The sequence below is a fragment of the Streptomyces roseochromogenus subsp. oscitans DS 12.976 genome, from assembly GCF_000497445.1.
Taxonomy (GTDB): Bacteria; Actinomycetota; Actinomycetes; order Streptomycetales; family Streptomycetaceae; genus Streptomyces; species Streptomyces oscitans.
Genome location: NZ_CM002285.1, coordinates 6,697,543 through 6,720,548 on the forward strand (window position 1 = coordinate 6,697,543; position 23,006 = coordinate 6,720,548).

Genomic DNA, 23,006 nt, shown 5'->3' on the forward strand with positions numbered 1-23,006 from the left:
TGGCGACGGTCACCGCCCGGCGGCCAGCGCCCGCGCCACCCCCGGCTCCTTCGGCCCGAGGAACGCCGGATCCGGACGGAACACCGCGTCCAGTACCGCCTTGCCCGCCGCGAACACCTCGCGCGTCCCGCCGTAGTACCAGGTCACGTCATGTTTCGCGTCGACCCCGACCCCGTACGAGTCCACCCCCGCCGCCCGGCACAGCGCCACCGCCCGCCGGATGTGGAAACCCTGGCTGACCAGCACGGCCCGGTCCACGCCGAAGATCTTCCTGGCCCGCACACAGGAGTCCCAGGTGTCGAACCCGGCGTAGTCGCTGACGATCCGCCGCTCCGGCACCCCGTGCTTCGTCAGGTAAGCGCGCATGGCATCGGGCTCGTCGTAGTCCTTGCGGCTGTTGTCCCCGGTGACCAGGACGACCTCGACCCGCCCCGCCCGGTACAGCTTCGCCGCCGCGTCCAGCCGGTTCGCGAGATACGGCGACGGCTCCCCGTTCCACAGCCCGGCCCCGAACACCACGGCGACCTGAGCGCGCGGCGCGTCCGCCGTCGTCCGCAGCCGGTCCGCCGTGGACACGAACAGCCAGGTCACCGGCAGCAGCGCCAGCACACACCCGGCCATCACGGCCTGTACCAGCCGCCGCTGCCCCTGACGGGTGCGCGGCGGCCGCGGTCGACGGATCTTCATACGGTCCCCCCGCAATACGGTCCCCCGGAATCGGCTGTCGACCCTCAAGGACGTCCTCGACGCCGCTCCGGTTCGCTCACATCGTCCATGTGTACGACGTGAACCCGTGGAAAACGCTCGTGACGGCCCGGCAACGGCCATGCAACGTGACCCCGGCAGGATCGTTCCATGACGGCGTCGCATCCTCCCCGCCCCGAGTCCCTCGTCCCCCTCGACAGTACGGCGCACCTCATGAACAGCATCGGCAACGAGCTGGCCGGACAGCTGCGGCTCGTCTCCCCGCTCGGCGGCCGCCGCCCGGCCCGGCCCGCCCTCGTCCTGGTCGCCCACGGCAGCCGCGACCCCCGCGCGCTGCAGACCGTACGAACCCTGCGGGACCGCATAGGCGAGCTGCGCCCCGGCCTCCCCGTCCACCTCGGCCACATCGAACTGAACGCGCCCCTGCTCCCGGACACCCTCGCCGCCCTGGGCGACACCCCCGCCGTCCTGGTCCCGCTGCTCCTCTCCCGCGGCTACCACGTCAAGCAGGACATCCCCGCGATGGCCGCCACGGCACAGGCACGCGCACGCACGGCACCCCCACTCGGCCCGCACCCCCTCCTGGCGGAGGCCCTGTACGACCGCCTGCTGGAGGCCGGCTGGCCGAGCCGCATGGACGACCGCGCACGGCGGTCGAGCGCGATCGTCCTGGCCGCGGCCGGCTCCCGCGACCCCGACTCGGCAACGGACACCCGTGCCATGGCCCGCCTCCTCGCAGCCCGCCTCGGCGTCCCGGTGATCCCCGCCTACGCCTCGGCGGCGAGCCCGAACGTCCCGGCGGCCGTACGGGCGCTGGCGGCACGCGGCCGGCACCGGGTGGCGATCGCCTCGTACTTCACGGCCCCGGGCCGTTTCGCGACCCAGTGCGCGGAGGCGGCGCCATGGATCGCCGCGGATCCCCTGGGCGCCCACCCGGCGATGGCGCGCTTGATCATCAACCGCTACGAGGAGAGCCTTGCAACACGGGCGAGGGAGGCTGCCTAGGGGCGCGGGGCTGTATCGGTCTGCGGCTCCGCCGCGATGGGGGTCCCCCCGGGTTTGAGCGAAGCCGAGAACTTGGGGGAGCGACAAGCCACAACGCACCCGCAGCCGCCCGAAAACGGAACTCGGCAGACGACTGGGCATACTGTCGAGGAATGGAAGGCATCGCACTCAGCTACGACCCAGCCGCACTGGAACGTTACGCCCCCGAGCCGGACAAACGCCCCGGCCGCACCGCCTTCCAACGCGACCGCGCCCGCATCCTCCACTCCGCCGCCCTACGCCGCCTCGCGGGCAAAACACAGGTGGTCACCCCGGGAACCCGCAGCCAGGTCTGGGACGCCAGCCCCAGGACAAGGCTCACCCACTCCCTGGAGTGCGCCCAAGTCGGCCGGGAGCTGGGCGCGGCCCTCGGCTGTGACCCCGACCTCGTCGAAGCCGCCTGCCTGGCCCACGACCTCGGACACCCCCCTTTCGGCCACAACGGCGAACAGGCCCTGAACGCCTTCGCGGACGACTGCGGCGGCTTCGAGGGCAACGCCCAGTCCCTCAGACTCCTCACCCGCATCGAGCCCAAACGGTTCACCCCGGAGGGCTCCGTCGGCCTCAACCTCACCCGCGCCGCCCTCGACGCCGCCACCAAGTACCCCTGGCCGCGCGGCGCCCACCCCACCGACCCGGCTTCGCGCAAGTTCGGCGTCTACGAGGACGACCGCCCGGTGTTCGACTGGGTCAGAGCGCACGCCCCCGGCACCCGCACCTGCTTCGAGGCCCAGGTGATGGACTGGTCGGACGACGTGGCGTACTCGGTGCACGACGTCGAGGACGGCCTGCACGCCGGGCACATCGACCCCAACTGCCTGCACGCCGAGCCCGAGCGGCAGGAGGTGTTCCGGGTCGCCATCGGCCGGTACGTCCCCGCCGGCACCGACCCGGCCGAACTCTCCGCCGCCCTCGACCGGCTCCAGGACGAGGAGTGGTGGCCGCACGGCTACGACGGCACGGCGGTCGCCCAGGCCCGCCTGAAGGACGCCACCAGTCAGCTCATCGGCCGGTTCTGCCTGGCCGCCGAGGGCGCCACACGCGCCGCGTACGGCAGCGGCCGGCTCACCCGCTACGGCGCCGAACTCGTCGTACCCCGCGAGGCCCGTATGGAGTGTGCCGTGCTGAAGGCGGTCGCGGACCGGTATGTGATGCAGCGCGCCGAGCAGGAACGGCTGCGCGCGGACCAGCGGGTGATCGTGGCGGAGCTGGCCGAGGCGCTGACCGCTCGCGCGCCGGACGGCCTCGACCCGCAGTTTCGGGCACTGTTCTACGGGGCAGGCGACGACCACACGCGCAAGCGGGTGATCGTCGACCAGATCGCCTCCCTCACCGACGCCTCCGCTCGCTCGCTCCACGCGAGACTTACGGGGCATATGTGAGAGGAACGTGACCGGCGGTGGCCTGATCGGGTCACTCCCTCTTCCCGCAGCACGTCGCGTGCGGGACGCTCGCACAGGGCGGCATATGGCGGCACCCTTACGAGGAGGCATCAAGTGGTCGACGCGGATCAGACATTCGTCATCGTCGGGGGCGGTCTCGCTGGTGCGAAGGCGGCCGAGACGCTCCGCGCGGAGGGCTTCACCGGCCGGGTGATACTGATCAGTGACGAGCGCGACCACCCCTATGAGCGCCCGCCGCTGTCCAAGGGCTACCTGCTCGGCAAGGAGGAGCGCGACAGCGTCTTCGTGCACGAGCCCGCCTGGTACGCGCAGAACGACATCGAACTGCACCTCGGCCAGCCCGCCGTCGCGATCAACCGCGCCGACAAGACCGTCCGCCTCGGTGACGGCACCGTCATCCGCTACGACAAGCTGCTCCTCGCCACCGGCGCCGAACCCCGTCGTCTCGACATCCCCGGCACCGGCCTGGCGGGCGTCCACCATCTGCGCCGGCTCGCGCACGCCGAGCGGCTCAAGGGCGTGCTGGCCTCCCTCGGCCGGGACAACGGGCATCTGGTGATCGCGGGCGCCGGCTGGATCGGCCTGGAGGTCGCGGCGGCGGCCCGCGAGTACGGCGCGGAGGTCACGGTGATCGAGCCGTCGCCGACCCCGCTGCACCATGTGCTCGGCCCCGAGCTGGGCGGCGTCTTCGCCGAGCTGCACCGCGAGCACGGCGTCCGCTTCCAGTTCGGGCGGCGGCTCACCGAGATCGTCGGGCAGGACGGCATGGTCCTCGCGGTCCGCACCGACGACGGCGAGGAGCACCCGGCGCACGACGTCCTCGCGGCGATCGGCGCGGCGCCCCGCACGGCCCTGGCCGAGGCGGCGGGGCTGGCGGTCGTCGACCGGGCGGACGGGGGCGGCGTCGTGGTGGACGAGCAGCTGCGCACCTCCGACCCCGACATCTACGCGGCCGGTGACGTCGCCGCGTTCCCGCTGCCGCTCTTCGGCACCCGGATCCGCGTCGAACACTGGGCCAACGCCCTCAACGGCGGCCCGGCCGCCGCACGGTCGATGCTCGGCCAGGAGATCGCCTACGACCGCGTGCCCTACTTCTTCACCGACCAGTACGACCTGGGGATGGAGTACAGCGGCTGGGCGCCGCCGGGGTCGTACGACCAGGTGGTGATCCGCGGCGACGCCGGCAAGCGGGAGTTCATCGCGTTCTGGGTGGCGGAGGGACGCGTGCTGGCCGGGATGAACGTCAACGTGTGGGATGTCACAGACCGGATCCAGCAGCTGATCCGTTCCCAGGCCCAGGTGAACACGGAGGCCCTGGCCGACCCGCACGTCCCGCTGGACGGTCTGGCCTCCTGAGAGCCAGGTGTGTCGGTGCCGCCCCGTAGAATCACCTCGTGGCAGGACGGATCAACGACGAGGACGTGAAGGCGGTACGGGACGCGGTCCCGATCGACGCCGTGGTCTCCGAGTACCTCCAGCTGCGCAGCGCGGGCGGCGGCAATCTCAAGGGCCTCTGCCCCTTCCACGACGAGAAATCGCCGTCCTTCCAGGTCAGCCCGAGCAAGGGACTCTTCCACTGCTTCGGCTGCCAGGAGGGCGGCGACACCATCACCTTCGTGATGAAGGTGGACCACCTCTCCTTCTCGGAGGCGGTCGAGCGCCTCGCCGCCCAGGCCGGCATCACGCTGCGCTACGAGGAGGGCGGGTACAACCCGGCGCACCAGCGCGGCGAGCGCATCCGCCTGGTCGAGGCGCACAAGATCGCCGCGCAGTGGTACGCCGAGCAGCTCGCCACCAGCCCCGAGGCCGAGACCGGCCGGCTCTTCCTCGCCGAGCGCGGCTTCGACCAGGCCGCCGCCGTCCACTTCGGCGTCGGCTACAGCCCGCAGGGCTGGGACCACCTCACCCGCTATCTGCGCGGCAAGGGCTTCACCGACAAGGAACTGCTCCTCTCCGGCATCTCCCAGGAGGGCCGCCGCGGCCCCATCGACCGCTTCCGTGGCCGCCTGATGTGGCCGATCCGGGACATCGGCGGCGAGGTCGTCGGCTTCGGCGCCCGCAAGCTGTACGAGGCGGACAACGGCCCGAAGTACCTGAACACACCCGAGACCCAGATCTACAGGAAGTCGCAGGTCCTGTACGGCATCGACCTGGCGAAGAAGGACATCGCCAAGGCCAGCCGGGCGGTGGTGGTCGAGGGCTACACGGACGTCATGGCCTGCCATCTGGCCGGGGTGACGACGGCCATCGCGACCTGCGGTACGGCTTTCGGCGGCGACCACATCAAGATCCTGCGCCGCCTGCTGATGGACAACGGCTCGGCCCGCGTGATCTTCACCTTCGACGGCGACGCGGCCGGGCAGAAGGCCGCCCTGCGCGCCTTCGAGGACGACCAGAAGTTCGCCGCCGAGACCTATATCGCGATCGCGCCGGACGGCATGGACCCGTGCGAACTGCGCCTCGCGAAGGGCGACGAGGCGGTGGCGGACCTGGCCGAACCCCGCACACCCCTCTTCGAGTTCGCACTCCGCCAGATCGTGAGCCGCTACGACCTGGACACGCCCGCGGGCCGGGCGGGCGCCCTGGACGAGGCGGCGCCCATCGTCGCCCGCATCAAGAACAGCGGCGCCCAGCACGAGGTCGCCGTCGAACTGGCCGGCATGCTCGGCATCCTCGACACCCAGTTCGTGGTCCGCCGCGTGGCCCAGCTGGCCCGCTGGGCGAGGGACCGCGGCGGAAAGGCCCCGCAGGACCGCCCGCGCGGCGCGGAGCAGCAGTGGCCGGCGCCGACCGCCCGCCCAGCCTCCTCCGGCCCGGCCCTCACCCTGCGCAACCCCGTCTACGCCGCCGAACGCGAACTGCTCAAACTCGCCCTGCAACGCCCTGAGTTGGTCTCCCCGGCCTTCGACGCCTACGGCCTGGACGAGTTCACCGCTCCTCCCTATGCCGCCGTCCGCCAGACGGTCGCCGAGGCGGGCGGCGCCGAGTACGGCGTCCAGGACCCGCAGGAGTATCTGGTCCGGGTCCGCGAGGCCGCGCCCGACGACACCGTCCGCGCGATGGTCACCGAACTGGCCGTGGAGCCGATCCTGCGGCGCACGGTGGACGAGGTCTACGCCGGCACGGTCCTGGTCCAGATCCGCCGTCGCGCCGTGGAACGCCGTATCCACGACATCCAGTCCCAGCTGACCCGCCTCGCCACGGGCGGCGACCCCGCCCAACTGTCCGCCGTTCAGAACGAGATGTGGATCCTCCAGCAGTACGACCAGGCGTTGCGGGAGCGGGGCGCGAAGGCGCTGTAGAGGCGCCTCCGCGGTGTCAGTCCTCCGGATACTGCGAGTCCGTGATGCCAAGGTGACGCAGGATCGCGTCGACCGACATCGTCAGGCTGTCCAGCTTCTCGGTGTGCTTGTCCTGCACCCGCGCCAGTTCGATCTGGCCGGTGAGGAGGACTCCCGCAGTCGTGCCGAGCTCCCTGAGCGTCTTGCCGTGCTCGATCTGTGTAGTCCGCAGAGCCTGGAGCAGCTGCATGTCCGCCCTGCGCTGCTCCTGAAGCGCGGCCACGTCCCGGTCGGAGTTCACAGCGAGATGCCTGGTGGCGGCCTGCTGTTCCACGACCTCGTCCACCCGCGCCTCCAGCGCCTCCAGGCGCCGCCGCAGCTCTTCCATCTCGCTCATGCCTTCCATCCTGCCCCAAGTCGGTGCGGGCCAATGCCCGCATATGCCAGTCGGATGGTCCAACGAGCTGAGTAACCGACCGGTCACGGACTGGGCGCCACCTCCGGATCACCTACCGGTCACGGATCGGATGCAAAAAGTCACCGCAAGCCCCTCGTGGCGGGGATGTGTCGTACTCCACACTGGGGGCGGTGCCCGAGTCCGCGGAGCGCAGGCCGTCGACTCTCCACTCCCGAAACCGCTGCCGCACACCTTCAGCAGTGATCATCCTGGAGGTCGCCCCCGTGCAGACCCAGACCCTCACCCAGACCGACAGTGCCACCGGCGCCACCGCGGACGAGCCGGACGCGGAGCCGGAAGTCCTCGTGGCCGTGCCCCCGCAGGGCCCCGCAGCCCGGCACCCGGAGACGGTGCCCGCCGAGCCGGCGGAACCGCCCGCGGAAGCGTTCACGGACGAGCCCGAGCAAGCCGGCGAACCACTGGAGGCCGCCGGGCTCGTCGAGACACCGATTGTGGCCCGGGTCGACACCGGCGGCCCCTCCGCCGACCTGTTCCGCCAGTACCTGCGCGAGATCGGCCGCATCCCGCTGCTCACGGCCGCCGAGGAGGTCGAACTCGCCCGCCGGGTCGAGGCCGGCCTGTTCGCCGAGGAGAAGCTGAGCAACACCCCTGACCTGGAAGGCCAGTTGGCGCTCGATCTGGACCGGCTCGTCGTCATGGGGCGGATGGCCAAGCGGCGGCTCATCGAGGCCAATCTGCGGCTCGTCGTGTCCGTCGCCAAACGGTACGTCGGCCGCGGCCTGACCATGCTCGACCTGGTCCAGGAAGGCAACCTCGGGCTGATCCGGGCGGTCGAGAAGTTCGACTACGCCCGCGGCTACAAGTTCTCGACGTACGCCACCTGGTGGATCCGCCAGGCCATGTCCCGGGCCCTGGCCGACCAGGCCCGCACCATCCGCGTCCCGGTCCATGTGGTCGAGCTGATCAACCGGGTCGTGCGGGTGCAGCGGCGCATGCTCCAGGAACGGGGGTACGAGCCGACGCCCGACGAGGTCGCCGACCACCTCGACCTGGCGCCCGAGCGGGTCTCCGAGGTGCTGCGGCTGGCCCAGGAACCCGTCTCGCTGCACGCCCCGGTCGGCGAGGAGGATGACGTGGCCCTCGGTGACCTGATCGAGGACGGCGACGCGGCGAGCCCCGTCGAGTCCGCCGCGTTCCTCCTGCTCAGGGAGCATCTGGAGGCCGTCCTGTCCACGCTGGGGGAACGGGAGCGGAAAGTCGTCCAACTCCGGTACGGCCTCATCGACGGCCGCCCCCGCACCCTGGAGGAGATAGGCCGCCTCTTCGGCGTGACCCGGGAACGGATACGCCAGATCGAGTCGAAGACCCTCAACAAGCTTCGCGACCACGCCTTCGCAGACCAGCTGAGGGGCTATCTGGACTGAGACCCGGACCGAGGAGACGATGGGGGCCGCCCGTCGGTGGCCCCCGTCCGCCTAGTCCACCTCGGCCACAGCCTGCGCGAACTGGGCCTTGTAGAGCCGCGCGTACGCACCCTCCGCGGCCAACAGCTCGGCGTGCGCGCCCTGTTCCACGATCGACCCGTTCTCCATCACGAGAATCGTGTCCGCGTCCCGGATCGTCGACAGCCGGTGCGCGATCACGAACGACGTCCGCCCCGCCGCCAGCTTGGCCATCGCCTTCTGGATCAGCACCTCGGTCCGGGTGTCGACCGAACTCGTCGCCTCGTCCAGCACCAGGATCGTAGGGTTGGACAGGAACGCCCGCGCGATGGTGATGAGCTGCTTCTCACCCGCGCTGACCCCCGTGCCCTCGTCGTCGATCACGGTGTCGTACCCGTCGGGAAGCGTGCGGATGAACCGGTCGGCGTGCGCGGCCCGCGCTGCCTCCTCGATCTCCCCACGGGTGACCTCCCTGGACGCCCCGTACGCGATGTTCTCCGCGATCGTGCCGCCGAACAGCCAGGTGTCCTGCAGCACCATGCCGATCCCGGCCCGGAGTTCGTCCCGGGACATCCTGCGGATGTCCACGCCGTCCAGGGTGATCCGGCCGCCCGACACGTCGTAGAACCGCATCAGCAGGTTGACCAGCGTGGTCTTGCCCGCGCCGGTCGGGCCGACGATCGCCACCGTGTGACCGGGCTCCACCGCGAGCGAGAGGTCCTCGATCAGCGGCTTCTCGGGGTCGTACCGGAAGGACACATGCTCCAGGCGCACCCGCCCGCGCAGTTCGGCCGGCCGCTCGCCCGGCACCGGATCCGCCTCCTGCTCCTCCGCGTCCAGGAGTTCGAAGATCCGCTCGGCCGAGGCGACACCGGACTGCACCAGGTTCGCCATCGACGCGACCTGCGTCAGCGGCATCGAGAACTGCCGCGAGTACTGGATGAAGGCCTGCACGTCACCGATGGAGAGCGAACCGGAGGCGACGCGCAGACCGCCGACGACCGCGACCAGCACGTAGTTGAGGTTCGACACGAACATCATCAGCGGCTGCATGACACCGCTGTTGAACTGCGCCTTGAACCCGGCCTCGTAGAGCGCCTCGTTCTGCTCGGCGAACTGCTTCGCCGACTCCTCCTGCCGGCCGAACACCTTCACCAGGGTGTGCCCGGTGTACATCTCCTCGACGTGCGCGTTCAGCTTGCCGGTGGAGCGCCACTGCTGCACGAAGTGCGGCTGCGACCGCTTGCCGACCCGCGTGGCCACGACGTACGACAGCGGCACGGTGACCAGCGCGACCAGCGCCAGGATCCAGGAGACGTAGAACATCATCGCGAGCACGCCGATGATGGTCAGCAGCGAGTTGATCAGCTGGCCCATCGACTGCTGGAGGGTCTGCCCGATGTTGTCGATGTCGTTGGTCGCGCGGGAGAGCACCTCGCCGCGCTGGCGCTTGTCGAAGTACGACAGCGGCAGCCGCGACAGCTTCGCCTGCACGGACCCGCGCATCCGGAACATCGTGCGGTTCACGGACCGGTTGACCAGCCTGGTCGCCACCGCCATCAGCAGGCCGGCGACCAGGAACGTACAGAGCGCGAGCAACAGGACGTTCCCGACGGCACCGAAGTCGATGCCCTTGCCGGGCGTGAAGTCGGTGCTCTGCAGCATGTCCGCGACGGAGCCCCTGCCATGGGCCCGCATCTGGTCGAGGACCTGCTGCTTGGTGACCCCGGCCGGCATCTGCCGGCCGATGATGCCGGCGAAGACCAGGTCGGTCGCCTTGCCGAGGATCTTCGGGCCGATCACGTTCAGGGTCACGCTGACGACCACGCACAGCAGCAGGCCGTAGATCGTGAGCCGTTCCGGTTTGAAGAGGGAGACGAGCCGTTTGCCCGACCCCTTGAAGTCCATCGAGCGCTGGTCGGGGCCGCCCCCGGCCATCAGGCGTCCCATGGGCCCGGCCATCAGGCAGCCTCCGCTTCCGTCAGCTGGGAGAGCACGATCTCCCGGTAGGTCTCGTTGCCCGCCATCAGCTCCCGGTGCCGGCCGGAGCCGACGACCCGGCCCTCGTCCAGCACGATGATCCGGTCGGCGTCCCGGATGGTCGCCACGCGCTGGGCGACGATGACGACGGTCGCCTCGGAGGTCTCCCGGCCGAGTGCCGCGCGCAGCGCCGCGTCGGTGGCGTAGTCGAGCGCGGAGAAGGAGTCGTCGAAGAGGTAAATCTCCGGGCGCTGCACCAGGGTGCGGGCGATGGCCAGCCGCTGGCGCTGGCCGCCCGAGACGTTCGTACCGCCCTGCGCGATCGGCGCGTCCAGGCCGCCCTCCAGCTTGCTCACGAAGTCCTTGGCCTGCGCCACCTCCAGCGCGTGCCACAGCTCCTCGTCGGTGGCGTCCGGGTTGCCGTAGCGCAGGTTGGTGGCGACGGTGCCCGCGAAGAGATACGGCTTCTGCGGCACCAGTCCGACCGTCTTCGCCAGCAGCTTCGGGTCGACTTCCTGGACGTCCACGCCGTCGACCAGGACCTCGCCCTCGGTGGCGTCGAACAGCCGCGGGACCAGCCCGAGCAGCGTCGACTTGCCGCTGCCGGTGGAGCCGATCACGGCGGTCGTCTCACCCGGCCGGGCCACCAGGTCGACGGCCTTCAGCACCGGCTCCTCGGCACCCGGATAGCGGAAGCCGGCGGCCCGGATCTCCAGATGACCGTGCCGGCGCAGCTCGACGACCGGCGCCGCCGGCGGCACCACGCTGGAATCGGTCCCGAGGACCTCCTCGATGCGCTCGGCACACACCTCCGCGCGCGGCACCATCATGAACATGAAGGTGGCCATCATCACGGACATGACGATCTGCATCAGATAGGCGAGGAACGCGGTCAGGTCGCCGATCGCCATCCCGCCGCTGTCGATGCGGTGCGCGCCGAACCACACCACCGCGATCGACGACAGGTTCACCACCGTCATGACGATCGGGAACATCAGCGCGAGCATCCGGCCGGTGGCCAGCTGCATCTCGGTCAGATCGGCGTTGGCCTTCCCGAACCGGCCCTGCTCGTACTCATCGCGGACGAAGGCGCGGATCACCCGGTTGCCGCTGATCTGCTCGCGCAGCACCCGGTTCACGGTGTCGAGGCGCACCTGCATCGACCGGAACAGCGGCCGCAGCCGGCGCACGATCAGCGTCACGGAGATACCGAGCACCGGCACGACCGCGACCAGCACACCGGACAGCGGCACGTCCAAGCCGAGCGCCATCACGATGCCGCCCACGCACATGATGGGCGCCGACACCATCAGCGTGAACGTCATCAGGGCCAGCATCTGGACCTGCTGTACGTCGTTCGTCGTACGGGTGATGAGCGAGGGCGCCCCGAAGTGACCCACCTCACGCGAGGAGAAGGACTGCACCCGGTCGAAGACGGCACCGCGTACGTCCCGGCCGAGCGCGGAGGCGGTCCGCGCGCCGTAGTACACGGCGCCGATGTTGCACACGACCTGCGCCAGCGAGATGCCGATCATCAGGGCGCCGAAGGACAGGATGTAACCCGTGTCACCCTTCACCACACCGTTGTCGATGATGTGCGCGTTCAGGGTGGGCAGGTAGAGGGTGGCGCAGGTCTGCAGGAACTGCAGCAGCACCAGCAAGGCTATGGGTTTCTTGTAGGGACGGAGATAGGTCCGCAGAAGTCGTATGAGCACGCTACGTCTCTCGGGTTCGGCGACAGGGGCTGGTCGGTGTGCCCTTGGCCCCCATCGTCGGACACTCCACCCGCGTTACCTCAACCGAATTAACCCGACAGCCCAGCATCAACCCGACGGCCCAGCGCTTACGGCCAGGGGCTGTGGGTCACACGCGGAACGCTCCCGGGTGGGTCTGCTCCCGCACCGCCACGAACTGCTGCCGCACCGCCTGGCCCACGGCCAGTTCGTCGCCCGGCTCCAGCACCTGTGCCGCGGCCCCCTGCCAGGCCGGCGGGGTACGCGGATCGAGCGTGCCCTGTGACACACCCAGCGCCCAGGCCGCCTGCCGGGCCGCGCCGATCGCCGCGTAGTCCGCGGGCTGCGGTACGACGACCTGCGCACCGAACAGCGAGGGCGCCGCGGCCTGCACGGCCGGCAGCTCGGCGGCCGGGCCCAGCAGGAAGATCCGCCGCACGTCCACGCCCCGCCCGCGCAGCACGTCGAGCGCGTCGGCGAGCCCGCACAGCATGCCCTCGAACGCGGCTCGCGCCAGATGCTCCGGTTTCATCGACTCCCGCCGGAGCCCGGCGAGCGTCCCGGCGGTGTGCGGCAGACTCGGGGTCCGCTCACCCTCCAGATAGGGGAGCAGGACGAGTCCATGGGAGCCCGGCGTGGACTTCATCGCCAGCTCGGACAGGCTCTCCAGATCCGGCAGCCCGAGCAGTTCGGCGGTGCCGCGCAGGGTGCGCACGGCGTTCAGGGTGGTGACGACCGGCAGGTGCATGCCGGTGGCGTCGGCGAGGGAGGTGATCATCCCGGACTGGTCGGCGAGCGCCTCGGGATGGACGGCCATCACGGACCCGGAGGCCCCGAGCGATACGACGGCGTCCCCCAGCCCGATCCCGAGCCCGAACGCGGCCGCCATGGTCTCCCCGGTCCCCGCGGAGATGAGCAGCCCCTCCGGGGTCGTACCGGCCGCGTCCGACGGGCCGATCACCTCCGGCAGCATCGCCTGATGGCCGAGTGCCAGCTCGACCAGGTCGGGCCGGTAGGCACCGGTGGCGGCCGACCAGTACCCGGTTCCGGAGGCACCCCCGCGATCAGTGGTCCGGCGCACCGGCCGCCCGAGCAGCTGCCAGACCAGCCAGTCGTGCGCCTGCAGCAGTACGGCCGTCCGGCGGGCGTTCTCGGGCTCGTTCTTCGCGAGCCAGCGCAGCTTGGTGGCCGGCTGTGCGGCCGATGGCACGCACCCCACGGCCTGCGCCCAGGCCTCGCGCCCGCCGAGGGCGTCGATGAGATCGGCGGCCGCGACCTGCGCCCGCTTGTCGCCGCCGACCAGCGCCGGGCGGACGGTGTTGCCCTGGGCGTCCAGGGGGATCAGCGCGTTCTGCTGGGCCGACACACCGATGGCCTGTACGCCCTCCAGCAGGCCACCGCCCGCGGCTTCGCCGAGGGAGAGCAGCCAGGCCTGGGGGTCTATGTCGCTCGGGCGAGCGCCGTCCGGCGTCTCGACCGGATGCGGTGCGTATCCCTGCCGTAGTACGGCACCGGTGTCTGCGTCGCAGACCACGATGCGTGTGAAGTCCGGTGAGCTGTCCAGCCCGGCGACTATCCCCATACGGAGAATTTTGCCGCATCGCCGCGCCGGCTTCGGCCGATGGGCGCCCAATGGGGTGGGAGTGTCTCAGTGTCGGCGGGTGCGGGTCCGTTGTGGCTGGTCGCTCGGTTCCCGCGCCCCTGGGGAACCGGTGCTCAACCCGCTTACGTGTCGCTGGTGCCCCAGTCGTCCTCGGGGGTGCCGTTGAGGTTCCGCTCCCGCAGGGATCGCACCCGCTGGGCCACGGTCTCGGGGACCCGGTCTCCGACCCTGTCGCTGACCGTGTGGAAGGCCTTGCCTGCGTACTGGCGGCCCTGCTGGGCGGCGCTCTCGGCCGTGTTGCGGACGGCAGGGTTCTGCGCGATCCGCTGGACGGCCTTCTTCAGCTGCTCGTAGCGCTCGCGTCCGGCCCTCGTGCCGAGTACGTAACCGAGGGCCAGTCCGGCGACGAACGTGAGCCGGTAGCGCATGGCTGCCACCCTTCCCTTGCCTTGGTCTGCGGTGCGACGTGGGCGCCGAGGGTACCGATTGGCGGAGCACCCCCCTGCTTGCGCTAATGTATGTGTCGCAGCGAGCGCCCGCCCCCTGGCGAATACCCAGGTAGGTACGTTCGATGCAATCGAGGCGATCCTCCGTAGCTCAATTGGCAGAGCAGCCGGCTGTTAACCGGCAGGTTACTGGTTCGAGTCCAGTCGGGGGAGCTTCGGTCCTCCGTAGCTCAATTGGCAGAGCAGCCGGCTGTTAACCGGCAGGTTACTGGTTCGAGTCCAGTCGGGGGAGCGCAGTGAACGAGGACCCCTTGGGGGTCCTTTTTCATGCCCGCGGGAACCGCCGTGCCCGCGCCGTAGTCCTCAAGGTCATGAGCAGCACGGATGCCGACCATCCGAAGCAGGAGATCGTATGAGCGGCTATGCTGCGGCAGACGGCGCGCACACATGTACGCGACACGCCGCTATGGGGCGGTAGCTCAGCCGGTTAGAGCAGCGGACTCATAATCCGTCGGCCGTGGGTTCGAGTCCCACCCGCCCCACCAGGCACCGCAGGTGCAGAAGCGTTTCTACCTGCGAAAACGTAGAAGGAGGGCCGCCGCGCCGAGCGTGGTGGCCCTCCTTCACTCGTTCAGATCAAGATCCAGTGGACGCGTAGTGGACGCGGGGACGGTTCAGTGGACCGAAGTACTCTCACGCGCCTTTCGTCGCCTGCTTGGCCCCCGGCGGGCGGTCCGGATCGCTGCGGAAGGCAAGCCGGTCGGTAGCGACCAGGCGTCCAGGGCTGGAGACTTGGAGCGGGCGATCGTGAAGCGGGTGAGCGAGAACGCGGACCGCTGCTCCTCCGGGTAACGGTCGTTGAAGTTCTCGACCCGGACCAGCTCCAGATCGTTCGCGGCGCAGTGGTCGCGTATCCATTTCACAGCCGCGTTGGCGGCATCGTCCTGGCCGCGGCCGGCCATCGTGATCATGCCGAGGAGATCGGCGTCCGGATGAGGCTGCGCTCCGACGGCCCAGGTATCGGCCGACTGCCGCGCGCCGTGGGCGAAGAAGACGGCCACGTCGCCTTGCCAGGCTTCCGCGGGGATCTCCATGGGGGTGCGTACCTTGAAGGGGATTTCGCGGGGGACGACGGCCATCACGGACTCGGCTTCGGCCCGCATCATCTCGGGCAGCACGCTGGTGTAGGTGTCGGAGGTGATCTGGCGTGAGGAGTGCCCCAGCTTCTCCTGGACCACCTTGATGTCGGTCCCGGCGAGCAGGGACAGGGTGGCAGCGAGGTGGCGCAGGTCGTGGAGGCGGACTGGCGGAAGGCCGGACAGCTCCACGAGACGGGAGAAGCGTCGTGATATCCAGTCGGGATGGAGCGCCTCACCGTTCTCGTGCGTCCACACGCGGCCGGTCTCGTCGTAGGCGTCCTTCCACTCCTGGCGCTTCTGTTCTTGCTTCGTACGGAAGTTGACCAGGTTGTCGCCGGACTCCAGGCTCAGTGGCAGGGTGCGAACGCTGTCGGCCTTCGGCGTCTCGCCGTACAGCTTGTAGACGACTTCCACGATCTGTTGGGAGATCCGCAGCCAGAGCGCATCGGTGCTGACCTCCGTCCAGGGCAGCGCAGCCATTTCTCCACGGCGGGGGCGCAGGAAGATGAACGAGTGCCATAGTTCGTAGAGCCAGTCGTCTTTGACAAAGTCCAGGAACTCGCCGGTCAGTTGCGGCGTCCAGACCATGACCGGGCCGGGCTTCTCCCCGGTGCGCTTCCAGTGCTCGATTCGCTCAGGGGTCCAGACGAGCGGCTTCGGGCGGGTGACCGGCGGCAGCTCGACCAGCTGTGCCCAGTTCTTGGCGAACGCGCTTTCGCGCTTGATACCCCAACTCAAGGCGGAGGACAGCGTGTCGTTGATGCGGTGCATGGTGGCTGCGGAAGTGACCTTCCGCAGCCCTCTCTTCCCTTCGCGAAGTGCCGCGTTCGCGTCGAGGAACGTTCGTCGGGCGGCGCGGCGCTCCTCCTTCTTCCCGGCTGCCCTCACCCAGGCCTGGTGCGCGGCGTCGCGGTCCTTCTGGAGCTGATCGACGCGGAGGCGGTGGAGAACTCTCTCGGCGTTCTCCTTCTCGATGGCGTCGTACATGAGGTCGAGGTGCCGGACCTTGAGGTTGCACCGCTTGATGTGCCCCAGGTGAGGGATGAGGTAGTTGTGAATGTGCTCTTCGTAGCCATGGCGGGTCGTGCGGGCCAGTGACTTCTTTGCCTTGATCCACCGGAGGAAGAAGTCGCCGCACTTCTTACAAGGGTCGCGAAGGCGAACGCATAGGGGCTTGAGCGGCAAGCCAACTCCTGTCGTGTGATGTTGATCTCATGGTGACAGTGTGTGCGCGGAACGAAGAGCGTGTCAGTTTTCAGTAAAGAGCCGATCATTCACAGGTTGCGCACAGGTGTTCACCGCTCTGAGGGTCGTCACCGCGATGACTGTCGGTAACTTCCCCTGCCGATTTTGGTCTTGCTTCGTGTGCATGACGCGTGCATATGGTGATGATCCTCTCCCGGAACGGATCAGACCAGTCCGTTTCTGGGAGAAGGGCCGGCGCGTCCTGGGGGGAAGCGCCACGTACACGCCAGCCTCCCCAACTCCCGAGGGGGCTGGCCGCTTCCCTCTCAGAGCGTGACCCGGAATACGGGGCCACACCTTCATAGAGAGGGATTGCGCGTGTTGCGCAGACCACCCAGACCACCATCGAGCAGACGCAGATGGGCGAGAAGACTGGCGACTCCGGTCGTCTCCATCGCCTCACTCGGCCTGCTCGCCACCCTTGCCGTCCACCCCGAACTCGTCACCCACGATCCGAGCGGCGTGAAGCCGGCAGCTGACTCCTACCCCTGGTACACCCAGACGGCGGCCGAGCAGTTGCGGCAGGACCAGTGCCTCATGTCAGAGGTTCTGCGCCTGGGCGGGCCCACCATGGCCACGACCGCGCAGGACGGGCTGAACCAGCCCGCGGACAAGCTGCACGTCCTGGCCAACCGGGACCACTGGGACAAGACTCCGCTCGCGGGCGCCTACCAGAAGGACCGGGACGCCTACGACAAGCAGCTCGACGACCTTCACAACCTGCGCAACGCCTGGCAGAAGCCGCTCGCTGGCCTGTCGACGCCGGCCGGGTTCACCGATGCGGACTTCCACTGGCCTCCGGGATCGCCCGGTGACGGCAAGCAGGACTTCTACACGCAGACCGGCCTGTCGAAGTGGATATCCGACCGGTTCTGGAAAGACGACGCCGACTTCTACACCGACCCCACCGCCAAGGCCGACGACAAGACGGTCCAGGCGTTCAAGACGATCGGCGACCCCCTCTACACCGGGGACCCCGACCCCAGCCTGCCCCCCGAGGCCCGGGACCGCCGTTACGCGGAGCAGTCCGCCTACGAGTTCCTGAAGTTCAGGGACCAGTACTTCGCCGATGACCTGCGGCTGTTCCTGACCTCGGGCGGTTTCCCCCACACCGCACCGGATCCGGACTCCCCGGAGTACCGGGTCGCCGTGGAGGACGTGAAGACCCGGTTCGCGGCCTGCTCCTGGCGGGACCCGATCGACCCGGACAAGGTTCTCGGCGACGTCACCAGCACAGCCGCGAAGGAGTGGCAGCAGGAGATCAGCAGCCAGGCGGGGATGCGGAACACCATCCTGGACGCCAACGAGGACGCCGTCACCAGCCTCACCAAGGCCGCCAAGATCCTCGGTGACCTGCTGGGCCAGTCCTGGACGGCTGACCATCTCGCGCGCTGGCAGGACTACTGGCAGCCGGGTGGGCTCGGCTGGGTCGGGGATGCCGACAACATCGTCCAGGTCGTCAACGCCGCCGGTAAATGCCTCGACGTCCAGGGCTCCGGTACCGCGAATGGCACGCCGGTGCAGGTGTACACCTGCAACAACAGTGCGGCACAACGGTGGAAGATCCACGGCAGCGAGGATGCCGCCCAGCTCGTCAACGTCGCCTCGCAGAAGTGCCTGGATGTCGCCGGGAACAACGACGACAACAAGACGCCGATCCGGATCTGGCAGTGCAATGACAGCCCCGCCCAGCGGTGGGCGCTGAACATGCAGTCCGACACCCCCATCAAGAGTGTCGGCACCGGGAAGTGTCTGGACCTGCACACGTTCAACAACGGGCAGGACGCCTGGCTGTACGGCTGCAACAACAGTGCGGCGCAGAAGTTCCGGGTCAAGCCCCTCGGTCACAACGGCACCGACGACAGCAGCTACCCGGACAAGGCGCAGTTCACCAAGGCCACCACCGGCATCACCAACGCACGCACCAAGGCCAAGAGCCTCCTGGAAGACCTGAAGGCGTTGCAGAAGACCGCAGCGGCGGCGGCGAAGAAGTCCGACGACGCCGAAACTGCCTCCTACCAGGTTGCCGACCAGCAGGGCGCCCCGCGTGGGCGCGGGCTGTTGGTGGGTCAGCAGAAGAACCAGGTCACCCAGGGCATCACCGCCGCTGTGGACGCCATGGAGAAGGCCGGCGAAACGGCGGAGGCTGCCACCCGCGCGAGTGGCTCGGACAGCGACACGATCGCCCAGCGCGCGATAGCTCAGGCCGCGCAGGTCAAGACGGAGTTCCGCCACCAGGCCGCCCACACCGCAGAGTTGCAGGCCAAGGCAGCAGCGGATGCGGCGAAGGTCCACCGGGACAACGCCAAGCAGGATGCTGACACCGCCAAGCAGAAGCTTGGCGAAACGCTCGCGGCGGAGGACAAGGCGAAGACGGCGGCCGCCACCGCCCACGCCCGCCGCCTGGACGCCGAAGCCCAGGAGGCCACGGCGAAGCAGGAGAAGGCCAACGCCGCCGCCGCCCAGACCGAAGCGAACCAGCATCGGAAGAACGCCGAGGACCTGGCGGGCAAGGCGAAGGACGCGAAGGACAAGGCCGAAGCCTCCGAGAAGACCGCATCGGACAAGCGGGACGACGCCAAGGCCAAGGCCAACCACGCCCGCGACATGCGGAATGACGCCTGGGACGCCCAGCAGAAAGCCAACGTCGACCGCACCAAGGCCGACGCAAAGAAGGCTTACGCCGACTCCCTCGACGCCGGGGACGACGCCGACAAGGCACGCCAGGCCGCGAACGACGCCGACAAGCACGCGACCGACTCCGAGACGGCCGCCAAGAAGGCCCAGGACGAAGCCGACGCCGCCACACAGTCTGCCGAGGACGCCGATGCGGCAGCGACCAGGGCTGAGGCGGCGGCGAAGCGGGCACGCGCGGACGCCAATGAAGCGCAAGCGGCGAAGGCAGACGCCGACGCAGCCGTACGCACCGCCACCGCCACGGCCGCTGACGCCATCGCAGCCTCCCAGCACGCCGCCGGCGAAGCACGGACAGCCGTCAAGCTCGCGGATGAGGCCGAGACCGATGCGAACAACGCCAAGGCCCAAGCGGACTCGGCGAAGAAGGACCTGAAGGACGCCCTCGTCGCAGCGGCCAAGTCCGCCGGGTACGCGCACGTCACCGCCCAGGCGGCCGTGGATGCGGGGAAGTCGGCGAAGCAGGTCGTCAAACCCGCCAACGACGCCATCGAACTCGGCTCCCCCTACATTGACAACGACTCCACAGCCGAGCTGGTGGTCCTGACCGGGCAGGCGTCGAAGACTCTCGCCGAGCAGCAGAAGGCTGTTGCTGACACGCATGCGAAGAACGCGCAGGCGGAGGCTGATGCCGCGAAGAACATCGCGGACCAGGCGAAAGACGACACCAAGGCAGCGTTGCAGTCAGCGGCCAACGCCGCACGATCAGCAGCGGACGCCCGCGGCTACGCCAACCAGGCCTTGGACTATTCGGCCGACGCCGCGAAATCGGCGGCGGCTGCTGTGGACTCGCTGAACCGGACGAAGGAGTACGACCGGCAGGCCGGCGAAGACGCCGCCGCAGCCGACACCGCAGCGACCAGCGCCGAAGGCTACGCGAAGGACGCCCGCGCCTCAGCCGACGAGGCCGCCCTCGACGCAGACGCCGCCCACAAGGCAGCCGACCAGGCCGCACAGGACGCCAAGGACGCGAGGGCTGCCGCCAACCGCGCCGACCAGGCCGCGACCGAGGCCGAAAACTACGCCAAGGACGCCGACAAGTACGCCAAAGAAGCCCAGGACATAGCCACCGACACGGCGAAGAAACAAGCCAACCAGGAACTCGGCAAGGGCTCCATGACGGGTGTCCCCGGCGTGTTCGTCGTCCCGGAAGACGGCACCTTCCAGATCCTCAGCGGCACACAGCAAGGCAACTGCGTTCCAGGGATGCCGCAGGCAGCGATCGTCGGCTGCGACGCCACGTACAGCGAAATCCACGTCAAATACGTTGCCGACTTCTACTTGTGCACCGACGATCAGGCACCGGCCACGGCCGAGGGCTGTCCGCCGACGGCCTGGCGTCTCCTGGAGCGGAAGCTGCTGCCGGACGTCAAGATCACCAACTGGCAGCACCACTTCTCCGGTGAGGACGTCGTCCGCGCCGGATGGCAGACCCTCTTCGGCGAAGTACCGGGGAACGTCCTGTTCGAGTTCTTCGCCAAGGACATGCTCAAGTGCCTCCACGGCAGCGCCGCCGGCTGCGCCTGGGCGTATGCCAACTACGGCGGAGCAGACAGCGCACTCAGCGAGATCGTCAAGAACGTCTTGGACCTTAACCGCGCGGTTAAGTCCGAGGACGGTATCGCGGATGCCTGGAAGTCTCTCAAAGAGTCTGGACTCGACGACGACGTCGTCGCTGGCATCGGCAAGAAGGAAGCCGACAAGATCGCCGCAGCCTGCCGGAAGAACAGCTTCCCGGCAGGTACACAGGTCCTGATGGCAGACGGTTCCCGTAAGGCGATTGATACGATCACCACGGACGATCGGCTTCTGGCCACCGACTCTCAGACCGGGGAAACTCGCCCGGAGCCGGTCACCGACACCTTCTCGCACCGCGCGGACCAGTTGGTCGCGATCACCTTCGCCGACGGCGGACGTGTCCTCACGACGCCAGGCCACCGGATGTACGTGACGGGCCATGGCTGGACAATCGTGTCGGAGCTGGCCGCCGGCGACCGGCTCAGGACCCCGGACGGTAAGACGGACGTCGTGGCCGACCTGCGGACGCTGACAGCACCGCAGACGGTCTGGGACCTGACGGTCGATGACCTCCACACCTTCTACGTGCTGGCTGGTGCAAAGCCGGTCCTCGTTCACAACTGCGAGGGTGAACTCAGCGACGCCCTGTACGACGAGATCGATGCGCGCTACGGCACGGACATCGCTGACGGTGTGGAATACAACGCGATGCGGATGCACGACGGCACTGCGCAATCCCTCGACCACGAGATTCCAGGCATTGGGCACAACCTGAAGTTGCTCGCCGACTACCTGGCCGGCTGGCGCAATAAGTTCACCTACCGTGACGTGAGGCAGGGTTCACAGGTGGTCTACGACACAGGCAAGGGAGTGCTCGTGGTGAAGACACCACGCAATATCCATGCCTACCAGTACACCGCTGATCAGTGGGAGAAGGGCGTGCACGAGGGCCGGTACGTGCCGCTGAATCCCGGAGGAGGAACACCGTGAGAGGTAAACCGTTCGTCCGGCGAGAGAGGAACGGGTTCGCCGTGCGGTTCGTCGGAGCACAGCGTGACCTCGTCGGCGAGGCACTGCTCTGGCTCGCCTACAGGCGGGAGGGCGAATCAGTACTCCAGGTGTGGGCCGGGTGTGGTAAACAGCAACTGGAAGAACTCCACGGCAGGATCCAGAGTGCCGGTGATCGTGAGTATGTGGTTCTCTCAGCCGGGGAACTGCATACTCTGCACGCCGTGCTGACGTCCGTGTACTGCATGTTCGCTTCGGAGGAGGCCTTCCACGAGCAGCTCGGGTTTTACCGCGAGAACCTTTTCGCCCTGGTGAGCGGCCTGATGGTGACAGTAAGCCAGGCTGCCACAGCCGAGTAATCGGATCCATCGGTCCTTCAGGCCCCGCCGACGCTTCCGGCTTCGGCGGGGCCGGGCTATTGGATGAGCAGGGCGAAGGACTTCGGTTGACGAGCGGTCTGCAAGTATCCGAACAGGTGATCAACCTCGTGCGTGAGAACCAGGGCGATCTGACTCAAGGGAAAGAGGCCGTTGCTGATCTCGAGACGTTCTTTAAAGCTGAACAGCTGGAGCCCTACTGGTTCCAAGTGAGCCGGTATGACTCATATCCGCACTCGCGGCCAACCGGTGCTGTCCTGCACGGGTTCGGCATCCGCCCCACGCCGACTTTTGGGGTGAGTGGTCGGAACAGGTTCTCGAAGTCCCGTATCGCAGAGGGACGTACGATGCGACCTTCTGGTGTCGCACACGAAGCGACATGCCTTTCTAGCCGAACGGCCAACGAATGGCTCCGCATCTGGCATGTAATCTGGCACGGGCGCACCTGACCTGCGAAGACGTGCGGAACTCCACCCTCGGGCCAAGAGGGCGTGCCCCCGCAGCGCCGGTGAGAGAATCCGCTACTCAGAGGTTCTGTCCGCCACACATGTGGTTCCGCTCACCGACGCGACGTCCACCCAGCCGGGCGTCAGGGTGTGGCGCCTGCCGCCACGCATGGGCAGCCCGCTGGACCACTGCCTCACCTTGTTCGACCGGGTCCAGCTGGATCGCCGGGCCTTGCCGGCCGGTGCGCAGTCGGGCTTCACCGAGGCCGGCGCGTTCGTCAGCGAACTGCACCGCGGCCGTCGTCATCTGATGGCCCTGCAACGGGTGGTGACGGAAAGGCTGTGCATGAGTGCCTGCGCCATCGGCGGTGCCCGCGCGCTGTTGGCCACGAGTTCCCCGTGTATGCGGGAGAATCCTGACCGCGCCGCGACCACCGAAGCCGAGGCGTAGGGCTTCTCGCCGATGCGCGGAGAGAGAACCCCGCTGCTCTGCCCGGTGGAGGCCGGGCAGAGCAGTCGGTCAG

General features: G+C 68.7%; 15 protein-coding genes and 3 tRNA genes. 11 read left to right on the top strand and 7 right to left on the bottom strand.

Annotation, left to right across the window (positions count from 1 at the left end):
• Window positions 1–9: 9 nt before the first annotated feature.
• Window positions 10–687 (bottom strand): SanA/YdcF family protein, encoded by a 678-nt coding sequence (locus M878_RS78730; RefSeq protein WP_023550985.1) that lies wholly within the window; start codon window positions 685–687, stop codon window positions 10–12.
• Window positions 688–855: 168 nt separating this feature from the next.
• Here M878_RS78730 and M878_RS78735 point away from each other — a divergent pair, with 168 nt between their 5' ends.
• The 4 genes from M878_RS78735 (at window position 856) to dnaG (ending at window position 6,454) form a co-directional block, all read left to right on the top strand.
• Complete coding sequence (locus M878_RS78735; protein WP_023550986.1) at window positions 856–1,710, top strand: sirohydrochlorin chelatase; 855 nt, start codon at window positions 856–858, stop codon at window positions 1,708–1,710.
• A gap of 152 nt (window positions 1,711–1,862) precedes the next feature.
• A complete protein-coding gene (locus tag M878_RS78740; RefSeq protein WP_023550987.1) occupies window positions 1,863–3,131 on the top strand; it encodes a deoxyguanosinetriphosphate triphosphohydrolase in 1,269 nt (422 codons plus the stop codon).
• Window positions 3,132–3,245: 114 nt separating this feature from the next.
• Entirely contained in the window at window positions 3,246–4,508 is a 1,263-nt protein-coding gene (locus M878_RS78745; RefSeq protein WP_023550988.1) for an NAD(P)/FAD-dependent oxidoreductase, read from the top strand.
• A 38-nt stretch (window positions 4,509–4,546) separates the two neighbouring features.
• Window positions 4,547–6,454, top strand: coding sequence for a DNA primase (dnaG, locus tag M878_RS78750; RefSeq protein ID WP_023550989.1), 1,908 nt, complete (start codon window positions 4,547–4,549; stop codon window positions 6,452–6,454).
• A gap of 16 nt (window positions 6,455–6,470) precedes the next feature.
• On the opposite strand, the gene M878_RS49240 is transcribed toward dnaG, so the two are convergent.
• Window positions 6,471–6,830 carry a hypothetical protein gene (locus tag M878_RS49240; protein ID WP_023550990.1) on the bottom strand — a complete coding sequence of 120 codons (360 nt, stop codon included), beginning with the start codon at window positions 6,828–6,830 and terminating at the stop codon, window positions 6,471–6,473.
• 191 nt (window positions 6,831–7,021) lie between these two features.
• Between M878_RS49240 and M878_RS78755 the strand changes: the two genes are divergently transcribed.
• Window positions 7,022–8,275 carry an RNA polymerase sigma factor gene (locus M878_RS78755; protein WP_425347916.1) on the top strand — a complete coding sequence of 418 codons (1,254 nt, stop codon included), beginning with the start codon at window positions 7,022–7,024 and terminating at the stop codon, window positions 8,273–8,275.
• A 51-nt stretch (window positions 8,276–8,326) separates the two neighbouring features.
• On the opposite strand, the gene M878_RS78760 is transcribed toward M878_RS78755, so the two are convergent.
• The 4 genes from M878_RS78760 to M878_RS78775 form a co-directional block, all read right to left on the bottom strand.
• Window positions 8,327–10,255, bottom strand: a complete 1,929-nt coding sequence (locus tag M878_RS78760; protein WP_023550992.1) for an ABC transporter ATP-binding protein — start codon at window positions 10,253–10,255, stop codon at window positions 8,327–8,329.
• Complete coding sequence (locus M878_RS78765; RefSeq protein ID WP_031226164.1) at window positions 10,255–11,988, bottom strand: ABC transporter ATP-binding protein; 1,734 nt, start codon at window positions 11,986–11,988, stop codon at window positions 10,255–10,257. Before M878_RS78765 ends, M878_RS78760 begins: the two co-directional genes overlap by 1 nt.
• A gap of 148 nt (window positions 11,989–12,136) precedes the next feature.
• Complete coding sequence (locus tag M878_RS78770) at window positions 12,137–13,588, bottom strand: xylulokinase (protein WP_023550994.1); 1,452 nt, start codon at window positions 13,586–13,588, stop codon at window positions 12,137–12,139.
• 143 nt (window positions 13,589–13,731) lie between these two features.
• A complete protein-coding gene (locus M878_RS78775; RefSeq protein ID WP_023550995.1) occupies window positions 13,732–14,037 on the bottom strand; it encodes a hypothetical protein in 306 nt (101 codons plus the stop codon).
• Window positions 14,038–14,195: 158 nt separating this feature from the next.
• Between M878_RS78775 and M878_RS78780 the strand changes: the two genes are divergently transcribed.
• The 3 genes from M878_RS78780 (at window position 14,196) to M878_RS78790 (ending at window position 14,600) form a co-directional block, all read left to right on the top strand.
• A tRNA-Asn gene (locus M878_RS78780) sits at window positions 14,196–14,268 on the top strand.
• Between the two features lie 6 nt (window positions 14,269–14,274).
• A tRNA-Asn gene (locus M878_RS78785) sits at window positions 14,275–14,347 on the top strand.
• Window positions 14,348–14,523: 176 nt separating this feature from the next.
• Window positions 14,524–14,600, top strand: a tRNA-Ile gene (locus M878_RS78790).
• Between the two features lie 129 nt (window positions 14,601–14,729).
• Here the strand turns inward: M878_RS78790 and M878_RS49245 are convergent.
• Window positions 14,730–16,379, bottom strand: coding sequence for a tyrosine-type recombinase/integrase (locus M878_RS49245; RefSeq protein ID WP_023550996.1), 1,650 nt, complete (start codon window positions 16,377–16,379; stop codon window positions 14,730–14,732).
• Window positions 16,380–16,712: 333 nt separating this feature from the next.
• On the opposite strand from M878_RS49245, the gene M878_RS000000101115 reads away from it, so the two are divergent.
• From M878_RS000000101115 to M878_RS78805, 3 genes are all read left to right on the top strand, one after another.
• Window positions 16,713–21,641 (top strand): RICIN domain-containing protein, encoded by a 4,929-nt coding sequence (locus M878_RS000000101115; protein ID WP_158692801.1) that lies wholly within the window; start codon window positions 16,713–16,715, stop codon window positions 21,639–21,641.
• Complete coding sequence (locus M878_RS78800) at window positions 21,638–22,018, top strand: hypothetical protein (RefSeq protein ID WP_158692802.1); 381 nt, start codon at window positions 21,638–21,640, stop codon at window positions 22,016–22,018. The genes M878_RS000000101115 and M878_RS78800 overlap by 4 nt, the downstream gene beginning before the upstream one ends.
• Window positions 22,019–22,585: 567 nt before the next feature.
• A complete protein-coding gene (locus tag M878_RS78805) occupies window positions 22,586–22,933 on the top strand; it encodes a hypothetical protein (protein WP_023551000.1) in 348 nt (115 codons plus the stop codon).
• The last annotated feature ends 73 nt before the right edge of the window (window positions 22,934–23,006 follow it).

What these genes read in the sequence shown, in the direction of transcription:
- M878_RS78775 (WP_023550995.1), bottom strand. Translation starts at nt 14,037, where the DNA reads ATGCGCTACCGGCTCACGTTCGTCGCCGGACTGGCCCTCGGTTACGTA.
- M878_RS78735 (WP_023550986.1), top strand. Translation starts at nt 856, where the DNA reads ATGACGGCGTCGCATCCTCCCCGCCCCGAGTCCCTCGTCCCCCTCGAC.
- M878_RS78730 (WP_023550985.1), bottom strand. Translation starts at nt 687, where the DNA reads ATGAAGATCCGTCGACCGCGGCCGCCGCGCACCCGTCAGGGGCAGCGG.
- M878_RS78760 (WP_023550992.1), bottom strand. Translation starts at nt 10,255, where the DNA reads ATGGCCGGGCCCATGGGACGCCTGATGGCCGGGGGCGGCCCCGACCAG.
- M878_RS78740 (WP_023550987.1), top strand. Translation starts at nt 1,863, where the DNA reads ATGGAAGGCATCGCACTCAGCTACGACCCAGCCGCACTGGAACGTTAC.
- M878_RS78770 (WP_023550994.1), bottom strand. Translation starts at nt 13,588, where the DNA reads ATGGGGATAGTCGCCGGGCTGGACAGCTCACCGGACTTCACACGCATC.
- M878_RS49240 (WP_023550990.1), bottom strand. Translation starts at nt 6,830, where the DNA reads ATGAGCGAGATGGAAGAGCTGCGGCGGCGCCTGGAGGCGCTGGAGGCG.